Genomic DNA, 13,849 nt, shown 5'->3' on the forward strand with positions numbered 1-13,849 from the left:
TGGGGGGGGCCAGGGCCCGCGGCTGGTTTTTCCCCCGGTCCCTTTGCGCTGGTGTGCCCCCGGCAGGATTCGAACCTGCGACACCCGCTTTAGGAGAGCGGTGCTCTATCCCCTGAGCTACGAAGGCGGGGCCTTGCCGTGTTGTCCGCAAGGTCTGGGCCGGCCCGAAGGGCGGCTCTGGACAGGGTAGCGGATGTGGGCTCGGCCGGTGGGGGAGCCCTACGGGCGCTGGCGGAGCTTTGTTGCGCGGTGGCGGAGGTGGGTGGCGAGGTCGGGAGGGGTGGTGGGGTGGGGGGTGAGCGCGGAGGTGGTGAGGCGGGCCATCGCCGATTCGGCGTAGGTGAGGTCGTCGCGCCAGGTTCGGAGCGTTCTGTGGTGGCGTGGGTCGGTGTCGAGGCGGGTCAGTTCGGTGCGTACGGCGGCCAGTTCGGCGTGGGCGCGGCGGCGCAGGGTGTGCAGGGTTTCGGTGTCGTCGGGGTGGGTGTGCGCGTGGTCGGCGTACGCGGCGATGGTGTCGTGGGCCGTCGCGAGCCGGTGGGGGACGCGGGTGCGGGTGTCCTCCGGCCAGAGCAGGTAGCCGCAGAGGAAGGCGACGGCGCAGCCGATCACGGTGTCGAGGAGGCGGGCCCCCGGGACGGCGGAGCCCGCCTGGCCGAGCGGGTCCGCGAGCAGCAGCATCACCGGGGTGAGGAAGAGGGTCTGCAGGGCGTAGTTGCGGCGGGCGTACGCCTGGAGCAGGCCGGTCAGGACGACGGTGACGGCGATCCGCCACCAGCCCGCCGGGAAGACGGCGATGGCGGCGAGGCCGAGCAGGACCCCCGCGACGGTGCCGGTGGCGCGCAGGACGAGGCGGGCGGGCACGGTTCCGAGACCGGGGCGTACGACGAGGGCGACGGTGAGGACCAGCCAGCCCGAGTGCGGCAGGCCGCTGAGGGAGGCGACGGTCTGGGCCAGGCCGAGGCAGACCGCCAGGCGCAGGGCGTAGCGGCGGGCGGCGGCGTCGTGCAGCCGGCCGGACAGCGCGGTGGCGAGGCGGCGCAGGGGAGCGGGCGGCGGCGGTACGAGGCGGGGCGGTCCGGTGGGCCGCTGCGCGGCGGGCGCGGCCAGACGCGCGACCGCGGTGTGCAAGGCGCGGCCGGCCGGGTCGTGGGGCTCCGGCGGCAGCGGGGCCGTCCCGGCCCGCCCCCCTCCCCGCGGGGGGGGGGGCGCCCCGGCCGCCCCTGCCCCCCCCCCCTCCCCCCCCCCGCCCTCCGCCCCCGCCCCCGTCCTCGCACCGCTCACCTCCGTCTCCAGCTCGGTCACCCCCGCCTCCGCCCCCGTCCCCGTCCCACTCGCCTCCGTCTTCGCTCCGGCCGGCTCAGTCCCGCTCCCCTTCGCTTCGGCTGCCTCAGTCCCGTTCCCCTTCGCTTCGGCTGCCTCAGTCCCGTTCCCCTTCGCCCCGGCCGCCTCAGTCCCACCGTCCTCCGTTCCCGTCCCCATCCCCGTCACCGCAGCCCCAGCCGCTCCCGCCCCACCCCCCAATACCACCCCCGCCACCCCCCGTACCACCTCTGCATAAACTCCAGCCACTCCAGCCACTCCACCCCTCGACATCACCTCAGCCCCCGCCGCGTCTCCACCGTTCGCTGCGTCTCCACCGTTCGCCGCGTCTCCACCCCCCGCCGCCACCCCACCCCCCGCCGCCACCCCACCCCCCGCCAACACCGCAGGCGCCGCCGCGATGACCCCCACCAAGAGGTCGAGGTCGGTGGTGAGGTGGGCGGTGGGGGTGCCCGGGCGGGGTGCGGACAGGCGGCGTACGAGGACCGTGTCGTAGGCCGCGTCCATCGCCTCCGTCACCGCGTGGCGGCGCTCGGCCCAGGTGTCGTCGGTGGCGTCGAGGAGGTCCGCGACGGCGTGCAGCGCCCCGGCCACCGCCTGCCGTTCCCCCAGACCGGGCCGGCGCATGGCCTGGCCGAGAGAGAGCAGCATCAGCGGGACGCCGCCGAGCAGGAACAGCAGCGGCACCTGCCACCACGGCGCCGTGGCCGGAAGGCCGAGGCCCATGGCGGTGGCGAGCAGCAGCACCAGCGTGGCCATGTCGCTGATCCGGCCGATCGTCGAGACCAGACCGCTGATCAGCGCGACCACCGTGACGAGCAGGATCTGTGCCCACGCCTGGCCGTGGGTGAGCCGGCCGAGCGCGAGCCCGACCGCGCCGCCGAGCTGCGGCAGGAGCAGGGTCAGCGCCCGGGTGCGCCAGGGCGCGGCGGAGTCGTCGACCGCCGCACCGTATGCACCGAGCGCGGCCGCCGCCCCGAGGTCGGGGCGCCCGGCCCGCTGGCCCCCGGGCCGCCGCACGCGCATGCCCAGCGCGCCACGTACCACCAGCGCGCGGTCCACCGGCACGGGCCGCATCCGGACCGTGTGCCGCAGCCAAGACGTGCCGCGCCCGCCGGGCCGCATCCGGACCGTGTGCCGCAGCCGCGAGGTCGCGCGCCCGCCGGTCACGGCTGCGTCGAGTCCCGTGGCAGGTCCCAGACGACCCGGCGCTCGCGCGGCCCATGCAGGAGCCCCCTGGTCTGGGCGGTGGTCGCGGCGAGGGCGTTGATCGTCCCGTACGCGAGCGGGTAGAGCGGCAGCAGCAGACAGGCGTACGGGGGCCGGGGATCCAGGCGCCGCTCGCCGGCCACGGCGATGGCGATCTGCAGTACCGCGACGACCAGTGTGCGCAGGATGTGGCTGTGGCCGAGCAGGACGATCGCGAGGACACCCGCCGCGGCCCACACCAGTGCGCCGAGCAGGAACGCGCACACCAGCCGGCCGCGGGAGGCGGGCCGTGCGGGCTCGAAGACGCTGCCGACTCCGACTCCGACTCCGGCTCCGGCTCCGGCTCCGACTCCGACTCCGGCTCCGACACCGCCGACTCCGACTCCGGCTCCGGCTCCGACACCGCCGGAGTCGTGGTGCTGCCCTGCGGCCATGGGCATACCTCGCATCCATGGGTCGTCGCCGCGTGCCGCCCGGGGCCTTCCGCGGCGGCTCGCGCATCACACAAGCGTCACCCTATGATCCGAATAGTCCGTAATGCACCCTCAGGGAAGGCGGCCCGCTCGTGCCCAGTGGCCTCAATGCCGACACCATCGGACCGGTCGATGTCGCCGTGATCGCCTTCGAGGGGAGCAAGTTCAACGGCGATGTCGTGCCCGCCCTGCGGGAGTTGCAGCAGGCCGGCACGGTGCGGGTCCTCGATCTGAGCTTCATCCACAAGGACACCGACGGCTCCGTGGAGATCGTCGAGCTCGGCGACGAGGAAGTGGCCGAGACGTTCCACCACGTCACCGAGGCGCAGTTCGACCTGTTCAGCGACGAGGATCTGCAGGCGATCGCGGACGGGCTGCCCGCGCAGTCGTCGGCGCTCGTCGTCGCCTGGGAGAACACCTGGGCCGCGCGCCTGGCCGCGGCGGTCCGCGGCTCGCAGGGCGAACTGCGGCTGCTCGAGCGGATCGACCGGGACACCGTCGTCGCCGCCGTCACCGCGCTCGACGCCGACTGACGAGCCGCCGACCGACGAACAGTGACCGACACGGAAGGAAGAAGAGGAACCTATGCTGCCTCGGAGAGTAGGACGCCCCGGACTGCTGGGCACAGTGGTCCGCACCGCGGTGATCTCGGGGACCGCCTCGGCCGTCTCCAACCGTGTGAACCGCGGGATGGCCGAGCGCGATATGCACCGGCAGGCGGATCAGCAGGTCCAGGCGCAGGAGGCCGCCGCCCAGGTTCAGGCCCAGCAGCAGTGGGCGGCTCAGCCGCCTGCCCCTGCCCCCGCTCCCGCCCCGACTCCGGCCGCCGCCTCCGTGGACCGCGTCGCCCAGCTCACCGCCCTGGCCGACCTGAAGGCCCAAGGCCTCCTGACGGACGAGGAGTTCGCCGCCGAGAAGGCCCGGGTCCTCGGCTCCTGACCCGCACTGCCACCCCGCAAGCACACTCACCCCCGTACCCCCGTAGGCGCTCACCCCGTACCCCCGCAAGCACTCACCCCCGTACCGCCGAAGCGAGAATCCCCGCCAGCCGCCACGCCTTCCCGTCCGCCGCGTACGCCGTCAGCCGCCGCATCGTCGTGCGCCCGGTGCGGTTGGTGACGAAGTACGGCGGCCGGGGCGACAGCGAAGGGGAGCCGGTGAACAGTCCGCGCGGGGCCGGTGCGAAAGGGGCGCGCAGCACCGTCTTCTCGACGTCCTCCAGCAGATACGCGTTGTGGACGAAGCCGATGCCGCTGCCGATGTCCTGCCGGCTGTGCCCGGGGAAGGCGCCCCACGGGGTGGAGCCCAGCAGGAAGCCGAAGGCCGACCAGCAGTTGACGCCGAGCGTGCCGTAGCGCAGCGAGGCGATCGCCCGGTCGACGGCGGCGCGGTGGGTGCGTTCGGTGCGCGGGTGCACGAGCAGGGTGGCGCCGAGCGTGCCGGGCAGCCGGTCGTTGGCGAACTCCACGGCCGCGTCCAGGAATTGCGCGGCGTCATCGCCAGGAAGCCGTACGACACCGAGCGCGCTGGCGAACACCTCGACACCGAGCATCGGGTCATCGCCATCGACAGCGCCATCGCCATCGACAGCGCCATCGACGGCGCCATCGACGGGGACATCGGGGACCAGAGCCCGGCACGCGTCCTCGCCGTAGGACTCGGCGCGGTCACCGGCCACGGCGGCGATACGGTCCGCCGCGCCCGGGTAGTAGTCGGCGCGCGGCGGCAGCGCGCGCAGCAGGCGGCGGATCTCGGCGAGCAGCCGCTCGGTGCCGTCCCAGTCGCGGGGGACGACCAGGATCTGGGTGGCCACGCAATTGTGGCCGGAGTTGTTGAGCTTGCTGGTGACGATGTGCTCGGCCTGGAAGCGGAGGTCGGCCGCGCTCCACGGCCCGGGCGTCACGATGCAGGGGCTCACCCCGCCCAACTCGCTGGTGAACGGCTTGTCGTTGACCGGGGTGCCGGCCTGCCTGCGCTCCTCGGCCCGCTCGTCCGTCCCCCACACGATGGCGTCGTGGGTGCGCTCGCTGCCGGTGACATGGATGGTGTCCACGCCGTCATGGGCGGTGAGATACGCGCCCTCCGCGGCGCCCCCGTCCACGAACCGGACCCAGCCCTGCTCGATGAACTCGGCGAACACCGCCTCGAAGTGCGGCCGCAGATAGGCGTTGACCGGGTTCATCTTCGCGAGGGCGACCTGCCCCTCGGCGTACAGCTTGTGCAGGATGTCGAGCGGGGTGATGGCGGCGACGTTGCCCGCGCCGAGGATCAGCGCGACGGCCGGCTCTCCCGGACGCCCCCGGTACTCGCCGGCCGCACGGGCCAGGACCTGCTCGGGGGTGGTGCCCGGCCGGGTGCACACCTCGGCGGTGAAGCCGTTCAGGAGCAGTCGGTCGGTGGCGGTGGCGGGGAAGACATCGACGACGGTACGGGTGTCAGTCGCGCGAACAGCCCGTGCGGGTACGGGAGTTCGCCCGTCCTCGATGCGCCGCAGCGTGTGCAGATACGCGGTGACGGTCCGGGCCAGTGCCCAGGGTGCGGCGACCCAGTCCTCGGCGGCCCACGCCGAGTCGCCCGCGTACCCCTTGGCGGGCGCGGGGGCGGGGGCCATGGCGGGCGCGCCGGCGGCGGTCCGCGGGAGCATCCGCTCCAGGAGGGCGATCCGCTCGGACAGCGGGGTGACGGTCCACGCCCCGGCCCGGGCGCCCAGCTCGCCGACGGCGCGGTCGAGCGGGGCCGGGTCGAGGTCCAGTGCGGTACTCAAGGGGCAACTCCTGTACGTACGAGGGAAGATCAGACTTCAGGCGAGGGAAGGCCGGGCCATGAGGCGAGGGAAGGCCGGGCCATGAGGCGAGGGAAGGCCGGGCCTTGAGGCGAGGGAAGATCAGACTTGAGACGGGCGAAGACCGGGCCTTGAGACGAGCGAAGATCAGGCCTTGAGGCGCGCAATGTCCCGCGCCGGATCGATGAGCAGGAAGGACGCGGCCGCTCCCACCGCGAGCAGCAGTCCGGACAGCAGGACGGCGTGCTGGTAGCCGGCGGTGCCCTGGGCGTCGACCAGGGCACCCACGACGGCGGGCGCGGCCAGACCCGAGGCCGTCACCACCGCGTTCATGACGCCGAGCGCGCCCCCGTCCCGCGCGGGCGGCGCGAGTTCGGCGACCGTGGTCACGGCGATGGTGGCGTATGCGCCGCCGAACCCGCAGCCGAGGGTGATCAGTACGGTCTTCGCGCTCGTACCGTCCACCAGCGGCACCGCGAGACAGGCGGCCGCCCCCAGCGCGAGCAGCCAGCCGCCGACCTGTCCGCGGGCCCGCCGGCTGCCCGCTCCGCGCCGCAGGGGCAGCCCCGGGGGGCCGGCCTGTCCCGGCAGCACAAGGGCGCCCGGCACCCCGGGCGCGACGATGATGAGGCCGGCCGTATGGGCCGAGTAGCCGAGCGCGTTGCGTAGATACGACGGCATCCAGACCAGCATCAGAGCCACGATCCAGTAGCTCGTGAAGTACGCGACGGTCGCGCCGATCCACGTGCGCGTGGCGAAGATCCGGCGGTACGGGACGGCCGCGCGGACCTCGTCCCCCTGGGCGCCCGCCTGCGTACCGTGCCGGCCGTCCGCACCGAACACCACCCAGGCCGCCGCCCACAGCAGACCCGCCACCACCAGCACCCACAGCGCGGACCGCCAGCCGTGGTGCTGGATCATCCAGGACAGACCGGGTGCCGAGACGATCACGCCGAGCGTGACGCCCAGGGTGATCAGTGCACCCGGCAGATTGCGCTTGTGGTCGGGGAACCAGGCCAGGGTGGCCTGTTGGGCCACGGGGAACGCGGGCCCCTCCGCCGCGCCGAGGAAGACCCGCGAGGCGACGAGCACCGCGAGCCCTCCGCCGATCGCCGCCGGGACCTGCGCCACCGACCACAGCAGGGCCATCGCCAGGAGCAGCACCTTGGGCGAGACCCGGTCGGCCGCGAGCCCGACCACCACTGCGGCCACGGAGAACAGCAGGAAGAACGCGCTGTTGGCGAGCCCGAACTGGGTGGCGCTCAGCTCGAGATCGGCCCGTATCTCATCAGCCGCGAGACCGAGGACGGACTTGTCCGCGAAGTTGACCATCATGAAGACCACGAGCAGCGCGGTCACCGTCCAGGCGCGCCTGCTGCTCTTGTCCTCGGCCCCGACTGCCTTGCGGGTCAAGGTCGGTACCGCACTCATGGGTGCTCCAGGGGAGAGGGGGCGGGGTTCGGCGGACGGGCTCAGGACAGCGGGACCCCGGCGATGGCGATGCGCTCCATCACCCGGCGCTGCGGGAAGTAGTCGTTGACCGCGTAGTGCTGGACGGCGATGTTGTCCCAGATCGCGATCGAGTCGGGCTCCCAGTGGAAGCGGATCTGGAACTCGGGGATCCGTGCCTGGAGCACGAGGATGTCGAGCAGCTCCCGGTTCTCGGCCGCGTCAAGTCCCTTGATGTACCTGGTGAAGGGCTCGTTCACGTAGAGCGTCTTACGGCCGCTGCGCGGGTGGCGCACCACGACCGGGTGCTCGACCTGCGGCCAGCTCGCACGGAAGGCGGCCTTCTGCTCGTCGTTCATCAGGGCGCCCCAACTGGCTTCCCAGTCGTGTACGGCGGTCAGGCCCTCGACGCGCTCCTTGAGGTCCCGCGGCAGGTTGTCGTACGCGGCGCCCATGTCCGCCCACATCGTGTCGCCGCCCGCGGCGGGCACCTCGACCGCGCGCAGGACGGCGCCGAGCGACGGGTTGGCCATGAACGAGTGGTCGCTGTGCCAGATGTTCTTGTTGCCCGCGGCCTTCGCGTCCTTGGCGAGCCGCGAAATGCCGGGCGTTCCCGTCTGCGCGAAGAACGGGTTGGGCTCCGGCGGCCCCCAGACCGCGGACAGGCCGACGTGGTGCTCGGCGGTGAAGCCGGTCTGGCCTCGGAAGAAGATCACCTTCCATTCGAGCAGCGCCTGGCGCAGCTCGGCGGCGAGTTCCCCGGTGAGCGGCCGGGTCAGGTCGACCCCGCTGAGCACCGCGCCGAAGTGCGGGGTGAGCGGGCTGACCTCGAACTGCCGGTAGGCCGGCTGCTCGGCGCCGGGCGCGAGCCGGTCCAGGGTGCGGCGCCCGTAGTGCATCAGGGGCTTGTCCAGTACGGGCTTGGGGTCGGCCACTTGGGCCGTCGCGACGTCCTGCATGGGGTCCTCCCGGACAGCGAACGCGGATGACACAGCTGATGTGCGGCTGATTACGTAACCGGCAGTATCGATATTGAGCGACGGCGGGGCAAGGGGGTGGACGGCATGGATTTCGTGCGGGTTCCCGGCGGCTGAACAGGGGATTCAGGGCATGCCGAAGTGCACGCCGGACAAGGTCGACTCGCTTGGCGCGCAAGTCGGTTCGCCCGGCGCGCAGGTCGGTTCGTCCGGCGCGCAGGTCGATTTGCCCGGCGCGCAGGTCGATTTGCCCGGCGCGCTGGTCGATTCGCCCGGCGCACAAGGGGAGTGCGGCCGCTCTACGGCTGGATGGCGCGCCCGATCAGCTCGACCACCGACTCGACCAGCGCCCCGTCCGGCTTCTGCTGTTCGCCGACCAGACGGAAGAGCAGCGACGACGCCACGAGGGTCGCCGCGGCGGCCAGATCGGCATCGGGCCGTACGTCGCCGCGGGCCACCCCGCGGTCGAGCACATGCCGCGTCTCGCTCATCACGCGGGCGGTGTACGCGCGGTAGGCGGCGGGTTCGGCATCCGCCTCCGCCGCCGCACCGATCACCCCGGCGAGCAGCCGGCCGACGCCGGGCTGCCGGTACGCCTCCATGCGGGCCGTGAGCACCACGCGCAACTCGGCCCGGAAATCGCCCAGATCGGGCACGGAAAGCGGTCCGATCCGGGACTCGGCGGCGGCGATGATCAGGTCCTGTTTGGTGGGCCAGCGCCGGTACACGGCCGGCTTGCTCACGCCCGCGCGGGCCGCCACGGCGTCCATGGTCAGCGCGCCCATGCCGGACTCCGCGACCAGGTCCACCACCGCGTCGAGCACCGCACGGTTCATGTGCTCCTGCCGTGGCCGGCCCGGCCCTCTGCGTACGCGCTGTCCCTGCTCATCGGCCATGCGGCGACGATACGCGGCGCCCGGCCCGACCACCCGTACAGGTGCGGCTCAGACGCTCACCACCCTTTCCGCCCCGGCCAGTTCGGCCCGCAGCACATGCTTCGTGATCTTCCCGGAAGGCGTACGGGGCAGCTCGGCGCGCAGGATCAGCTCGCGCGGGATCTTGTACTTGGCGAGCCGGGGTTCGAGCCACGCACGCACCGCTTCCAGTGCCAGCTCCGTCCCCGCACGCGGCACCACCACCGCCGCCACCGTCTCGCCCCACTGCGGATGCGGCCGGCCCACGACGGCGACGTCGAGCACGTCGGGGTGGCCGCGCAGGACACCCTCGACCTCCTGCGAGGCGACGTTCTCGCCACCGGTGATGATCACGTCCTTCATCCGGTCGACGATCGTCACGAACCCGTCCTCGTCGACCCGCCCGAGGTCACCGCTGCGGTACCAGTCACCCACGAACACCTCGGCCGTGGCGGCCTCGTCGTCGAGATAGCCCTCCATGCGGGTGTCCGCGCAGAGCCAGATCTCGCCGGTCTCGCCCGCCTCGGCGTCGCTGCCGTCCGGCCGTACGACCTTGAGGTCCACGCCCGGCATCCCGCCGCGCCCGATCGATCCGGCCTTGGCCACCTGCTCGGCGGGGGAGAGCGAGGAGCCGACCGGCCCCATCTCGCTCATCCCGTACACCTGATGGAAGTCCTCGGATCCGTACGCCTTCATCAGGCGGCGCGCGGTGTCCGCGTCGAGCGGTCCGGCGCCGTAGATCCAGGCCCGTACGGACGTGAGATCGAAGCCGGCGAAATCGGGGACGGCCTGCACCGGGGCGATCAGCGCGATCGGGGCGCCGAACATCGCCGTGATCCGCTCGCGCTGGATGATCTCCAGCATGGCGCGCGGCTCGTACTCGCGCTGCAGCACCACCGTGCCGCCGAGCAGCAGGGTGCTGAGCGTCCAGTTGTTGAGCGGGGACGCGTGCCAGATCGGCATGCAGATCAGGAAGCGCTCGTCGCGCCGCAGCGGGACGGTGGCCGCGCTGTACGTGGCCGCGAGGGCCACCGCGTGGTGGGTGTGCACACAGCCCTTCGGGGCGCCCGAGGTGCCGGACGTGTAGAGGATCTGCGCGATCTCGCTGTCGGGGCCCGCCCGTCCGGTCCACGGTCCGGCGTCCGCGATCAGGGACTCGAAGGCGTCGGCGGGCGGTATGTGCGCGTCGGGGTGGCTGACCAGCCAGGTCACGTCCGCGTCGGCCGCGGTCGCGCGCTCCCCGATCTCCGCGTCCACGACCGCGAGCCGTGCGCCGCAGTGCCGCAGCTGGCGTTCGACCTCGGCGGTCCGCAGCTTGTGGTTCACCGGCACCAGGGTCGCGCCCAGGTACCAGGCGCCGAACGCCGCGAACAGGAAGGCCGGGGTGTTGTACGTCATCACCGCGAGTCGGTCCCCTGGGCGCAGCCCCGCCTCGCTCAGCACCGTCGCCGCGCGCCGCGCGGCGTGGGCGAACTCCCGGTAGGTCCAGCGCTGTTCGCGGTAGACCACCGCCTCCTTGTCACAGGCCGATCGGACCGCGCTGTCCAGCAGGGTGCTGAGGTGCATCACATTCTCCTGACCATGGCGTGAAGCTCTGAACCATGGTTCACTTCTTTTATGGCCTACCGCAAGACCCCTGCCGAGATCAGTCGCCTCGAAGCCGCCCGCGAGCGCCTGATCGGCTGCGCCACCGAAGTCGTCGCCGACGTGGGCTGGTCCCAGGCGTCCGTGAACGCCGTCGCGGACGCGGCCGGGATCGCGGCCGGCTCGGTGTACCAGCACTTCCCGTCCAAGGCGGCGCTCGCTGTCGAGGTGTTCCGGCGTGCGGCCGGGCGTGAGGTGGAGGTGCTCGGCGAGGTGCTCGTCGGCGCCGGCGATCCTGTCGAGCGCCTCAGCCGCGGCGTCGACGTCTTCGCCCGGCGCGCCCTGGAGAACCGGGGCCTGGCCTACGCGCTGCTCGCCGCCCCCGCCGAACCGGCCGTCGGCGCCGAGCGCCTCGACTTCCGGCGCCGCTACCGTGCGCTGTTCGCCGAGGTCGTACGGGAAGGGGTGGCGGCGGGCCGACTGCCGCAGCAGAACGCCGAGATCACCGCGGCCGCGCTGACCGGAGCGATCGGCGAGGTCCTCGTGGACCCGCTCGGCGCCGCGGACGAGAACACCACGCAGCAGCTCCTCGCCGACCTCACCGCCGCGGCCCTGCGCTGCGCGGGCGCACCCACCGCCTGACGAGTTCCCGCGCGGCGCCCACCCGCTTGCACGGGCGCCCACCGCCTGACGACTTCCCGCGCGGCGCCCACCCGCCCACCCGCCCACCCGTCCGCTCGGGCGCCCACCGTCTGACCACCACCCATGGAGGCCCTGATGCCCAGCACTCCCGCCGGCGCGACGCACGAAGTCACCAATCAGGCGCCGCCGTTGACCGGTCACAACCCGGCCGAGGACGCCGTGCTCCTCGAGGGGATACGGCGCGAGGGCGCCGATTGGCATATCGAGGAGCTGCGCCGTTTCGGCCGGCTGGTCGGCAGCGAGCAGGCCCGCACCTGGGCCGACCAGGCCAACCGCCACGAGCCCGAACTGCGCACCCACGACCGCTACGGCCACCGCGTCGACGAGGTCGACTTCCACCCCGCGTACCACTCGCTCCTGACCGCCACGGTCGGTGCGGGCGCGGCCGGTTCGGCCTGGGCCGACGAGCGGCCCGGCGCGCATGTCGCCCGGGCCGGCACCTTCATGCTCGCCACGATGATGGAGCAGGGACACATGTGCCCGGTCTCCATGACGTACGCCGTCATCCCCGCGCTGCGCCGCGCCCCCGAACTCGCCAAGATCTACGAGCCGTTGCTCACCAGCCGCACGTACGACCCGGGTCTGCGCACCCCGGCGGCCAAGCGCGGGCTGCTCGCCGGAATGGGCATGACGGAGAAGCAGGGCGGCACGGACGTCCGCGCCAACACCACCACCGCCACCGAACAGGCCGACGGCACCTGGCGGTTGCGCGGCCACAAGTGGTTCACGAGCGCCCCGATGAACGACCTCTTCCTGGTCCTCGCCCAGGCACCCGGCGGTCTCTCCTGCTTCCTCGTGCCGCGCGTCCTGCCCGACGGCACCCGCAACACGTTCCGCATCCAGCGCCTCAAGGACAAGCTCGGCAACCGCTCCAACGCGTCCAGCGAGCCCGAGTTCGACGACACCGTGGCCTGGCTCGTCGGCGACGAGGGCCGTGGCGTGCGCACCATCATCGACATGGTCACCATGACCCGCCTCGACTGCGTGCTCGGTTCTGCGGCCCATATCCGCGAATCCCTCGCGCAGGCCGCCCACCACACCCGGCACCGCTCCGTCTTCGGCGCCAAGCTCATCGACCAGCCGCTGATGCGCAACGTCCTGGCGGACCTCTCCCTCGAATCCGAAGCGGCCACAACCCTGGGCCTGCGCCTCGCGGGCGCGGCGGACCGCGCCCAGCGCGGCGACGCCTCCGAACGCGCCTTCCTGCGCCTGGCCACCGCCGTCGGCAAGTACTGGGTCTGCAAGCGCCAGCCGGCCTTCGTCGCCGAGGCCCTTGAGTGCCTCGGCGGCAACGGTTACCACGAGGCCTCAGGCATGCCGCCCCTCTACCGCGAGGCCCCCCTCAACGGCCTCTGGGAGGGCTCCGGGAACGTCAACGCCCTCGACCTGCTGCGGGCGTTGACGCGCGAACCCGAGTCGCTCGACGCCTTCCGTACGGAGGTGGAGGCGGCGTCCGGCGCGGACTCCCGCCTCGACAGCGCCTGGCGGGAGCTCCAGGGCCGGCTGGCCCTGACCGAGGACGCCCAGCTGCGCGCCCGCCACCTCGTCGAACGCGCGGCCCTCGTCCTCCAGGGCTCCCTCCTCGTCCGCCACGCACCCCCCGCCGTGGCCGACGCCTTCTGCGCCTCCCGCCTGGCGGGCGACTCGGGCTTCGCCTTCGGCACGCTGGCCGCGGGGTCGGACTTCGCGGGACTCCTCGACCGACTCCCTGCGTGAGCCGGCGCCCGTTCGGGCGCGACCGGGTCACCGCACCGGGGTCTGCCACTCCTCCTTGTGCCCGAACCCCTTCGCGTTGTCGATCACCCGCAGCCAGTCCGGCACGATCTCCCACAACGCGGCCGACCCCACGGCCCTTGCGAGCCGCGGGTCCTCGGCCACGTACGGGAAGGCGCGGAGGTACGCGGCGCGAGCGGCCTCCAGCCCACCCTCGGCCACCCGCCGACAGGCCCCGCGCCCCTGCACTCCGCTGATCGTCGTCCACGTCTGCTGATCCGCCTGCGCGGTGAACGCCACGTGTGCGGTGGGGGACTGGGCGGAGAGTGCCGTGCCGTGGGCGGTGGACGGAGACGAGAGGAAGAGCAGGGTGCCCGCGTCCGAGAGGGCGTAGAACACGGCGCAGACCTGTGGCCCACCGGTGTCATCCACGTACGCGAGATTCAGGGTGCTGTGTCCGGCCAGCGCCTGCAGGTAGGGGGCGGGCGGGCACGATTTCGTCTCTCCATCGGTCACCCGCCCAGGGTGCCTCATCGACGGCTTCTTGCCGGGTGCGGCTGGGGTGCGGTCTCGCTGTCGGGTGGGCGCGTGTGCGGTGCGGTCTCGCTGTCGGGTGCGGGCCGGTTGCGCCTGCGGCGGGCTGTTTTCCCCTACCCGCCCCTTCCCGAAACTGGGGGCTCCGCCCCCAGGCCCCTGGATCCGAACTCCGTTCGGATGTCCTCAAGC

The 13,849-nt window shown here is 73.0% G+C and carries 12 protein-coding genes and 1 tRNA gene; 4 read left to right on the top strand and 9 right to left on the bottom strand.

Annotation, left to right across the window (positions count from 1 at the left end):
* Positions 1-54: 54 nt before the first annotated feature.
* The 3 genes from JAO81_RS36160 to JAO81_RS43090 all read right to left on the bottom strand — a co-directional run bounded on the left by JAO81_RS36160 (position 55) and on the right by JAO81_RS43090 (position 2,963).
* Positions 55-127, bottom strand: a tRNA-Arg gene (locus JAO81_RS36160).
* Positions 128-219: 92 nt separating this feature from the next.
* A complete protein-coding gene (locus JAO81_RS43510; protein WP_199552230.1) occupies positions 220-2,490 on the bottom strand; it encodes an FUSC family protein in 2,271 nt (756 codons plus the stop codon).
* A complete protein-coding gene (locus tag JAO81_RS43090; protein WP_233416414.1) occupies positions 2,487-2,963 on the bottom strand; it encodes a hypothetical protein in 477 nt (158 codons plus the stop codon). Before JAO81_RS43090 ends, JAO81_RS43510 begins: the two co-directional genes overlap by 4 nt.
* Positions 2,964-3,094: 131 nt before the next feature.
* Here JAO81_RS43090 and JAO81_RS36175 point away from each other — a divergent pair, with 131 nt between their 5' ends.
* Together JAO81_RS36175 and JAO81_RS36180 are read left to right on the top strand one after the other, a co-directional pair.
* Complete coding sequence (locus JAO81_RS36175) at positions 3,095-3,535, top strand: DUF6325 family protein (protein ID WP_199552231.1); 441 nt, start codon at positions 3,095-3,097, stop codon at positions 3,533-3,535.
* Between the two features lie 52 nt (positions 3,536-3,587).
* The gene (locus JAO81_RS36180) at positions 3,588-3,941 is read left to right on the top strand and encodes an SHOCT domain-containing protein (protein WP_199552232.1); all 354 of its coding nucleotides are present in this window, start codon (positions 3,588-3,590) and stop codon (positions 3,939-3,941) included.
* A 73-nt stretch (positions 3,942-4,014) separates the two neighbouring features.
* Here the strand turns inward: JAO81_RS36180 and JAO81_RS36185 are convergent, their stop codons facing one another.
* From JAO81_RS36185 to JAO81_RS36205, 5 genes are all read right to left on the bottom strand, one after another.
* On the bottom strand, positions 4,015-5,766 hold the full coding sequence (locus JAO81_RS36185; protein ID WP_199552233.1) for an aldehyde dehydrogenase family protein: 1,752 nt from the start codon (positions 5,764-5,766) through the stop codon (positions 4,015-4,017).
* Positions 5,767-5,931: 165 nt separating this feature from the next.
* Complete coding sequence (locus tag JAO81_RS36190; protein ID WP_199552234.1) at positions 5,932-7,215, bottom strand: MFS transporter; 1,284 nt, start codon at positions 7,213-7,215, stop codon at positions 5,932-5,934.
* A gap of 41 nt (positions 7,216-7,256) precedes the next feature.
* Entirely contained in the window at positions 7,257-8,192 is a 936-nt protein-coding gene (locus tag JAO81_RS36195; RefSeq protein WP_199552235.1) for a TauD/TfdA family dioxygenase, read from the bottom strand.
* Between the two features lie 317 nt (positions 8,193-8,509).
* Positions 8,510-9,106 carry a TetR/AcrR family transcriptional regulator gene (locus JAO81_RS36200; protein WP_199552236.1) on the bottom strand — a complete coding sequence of 199 codons (597 nt, stop codon included), beginning with the start codon at positions 9,104-9,106 and terminating at the stop codon, positions 8,510-8,512.
* 48 nt (positions 9,107-9,154) lie between these two features.
* Complete coding sequence (locus tag JAO81_RS36205; RefSeq protein ID WP_199552237.1) at positions 9,155-10,690, bottom strand: class I adenylate-forming enzyme family protein; 1,536 nt, start codon at positions 10,688-10,690, stop codon at positions 9,155-9,157.
* Positions 10,691-10,741: 51 nt separating this feature from the next.
* On the opposite strand from JAO81_RS36205, the gene JAO81_RS36210 reads away from it, so the two are divergent.
* Both JAO81_RS36210 and JAO81_RS36215 read left to right on the top strand, forming a co-directional pair.
* Positions 10,742-11,350: a TetR/AcrR family transcriptional regulator gene (locus tag JAO81_RS36210; protein ID WP_199552238.1), complete on the top strand. Its 609-nt coding sequence runs from the start codon at positions 10,742-10,744 to the stop codon at positions 11,348-11,350.
* Positions 11,351-11,485: 135 nt separating this feature from the next.
* Complete coding sequence (locus JAO81_RS36215) at positions 11,486-13,126, top strand: acyl-CoA dehydrogenase family protein (protein WP_374194395.1); 1,641 nt, start codon at positions 11,486-11,488, stop codon at positions 13,124-13,126.
* Between the two features lie 27 nt (positions 13,127-13,153).
* Here the strand turns inward: JAO81_RS36215 and JAO81_RS36220 are convergent, their stop codons facing one another.
* Complete coding sequence (locus JAO81_RS36220; RefSeq protein ID WP_199552240.1) at positions 13,154-13,639, bottom strand: pyridoxamine 5'-phosphate oxidase; 486 nt, start codon at positions 13,637-13,639, stop codon at positions 13,154-13,156.
* Positions 13,640-13,849: the final 210 nt, after the last annotated feature.

The organism is Streptomyces sp. N35, from assembly GCF_016464295.1.
GTDB lineage: Bacteria > Actinomycetota > Actinomycetes > Streptomycetales > Streptomycetaceae > Streptomyces.

Coding starts and splice junctions, on each gene's coding strand:
- JAO81_RS43090 (WP_233416414.1), bottom strand. CDS start 2,963: ATGGCCGCAGGGCAGCACCACGACTCCGGCGGTGTCGGAGCCGGAGCC.
- JAO81_RS36180 (WP_199552232.1), top strand. CDS start 3,588: ATGCTGCCTCGGAGAGTAGGACGCCCCGGACTGCTGGGCACAGTGGTC.
- JAO81_RS36190 (WP_199552234.1), bottom strand. CDS start 7,215: ATGAGTGCGGTACCGACCTTGACCCGCAAGGCAGTCGGGGCCGAGGAC.
- JAO81_RS36195 (WP_199552235.1), bottom strand. CDS start 8,192: ATGCAGGACGTCGCGACGGCCCAAGTGGCCGACCCCAAGCCCGTACTG.
- JAO81_RS36200 (WP_199552236.1), bottom strand. CDS start 9,106: ATGGCCGATGAGCAGGGACAGCGCGTACGCAGAGGGCCGGGCCGGCCA.
- JAO81_RS36205 (WP_199552237.1), bottom strand. CDS start 10,690: ATGCACCTCAGCACCCTGCTGGACAGCGCGGTCCGATCGGCCTGTGAC.
- JAO81_RS36210 (WP_199552238.1), top strand. CDS start 10,742: ATGGCCTACCGCAAGACCCCTGCCGAGATCAGTCGCCTCGAAGCCGCC.
- JAO81_RS36215 (WP_374194395.1), top strand. CDS start 11,486: ATGCCCAGCACTCCCGCCGGCGCGACGCACGAAGTCACCAATCAGGCG.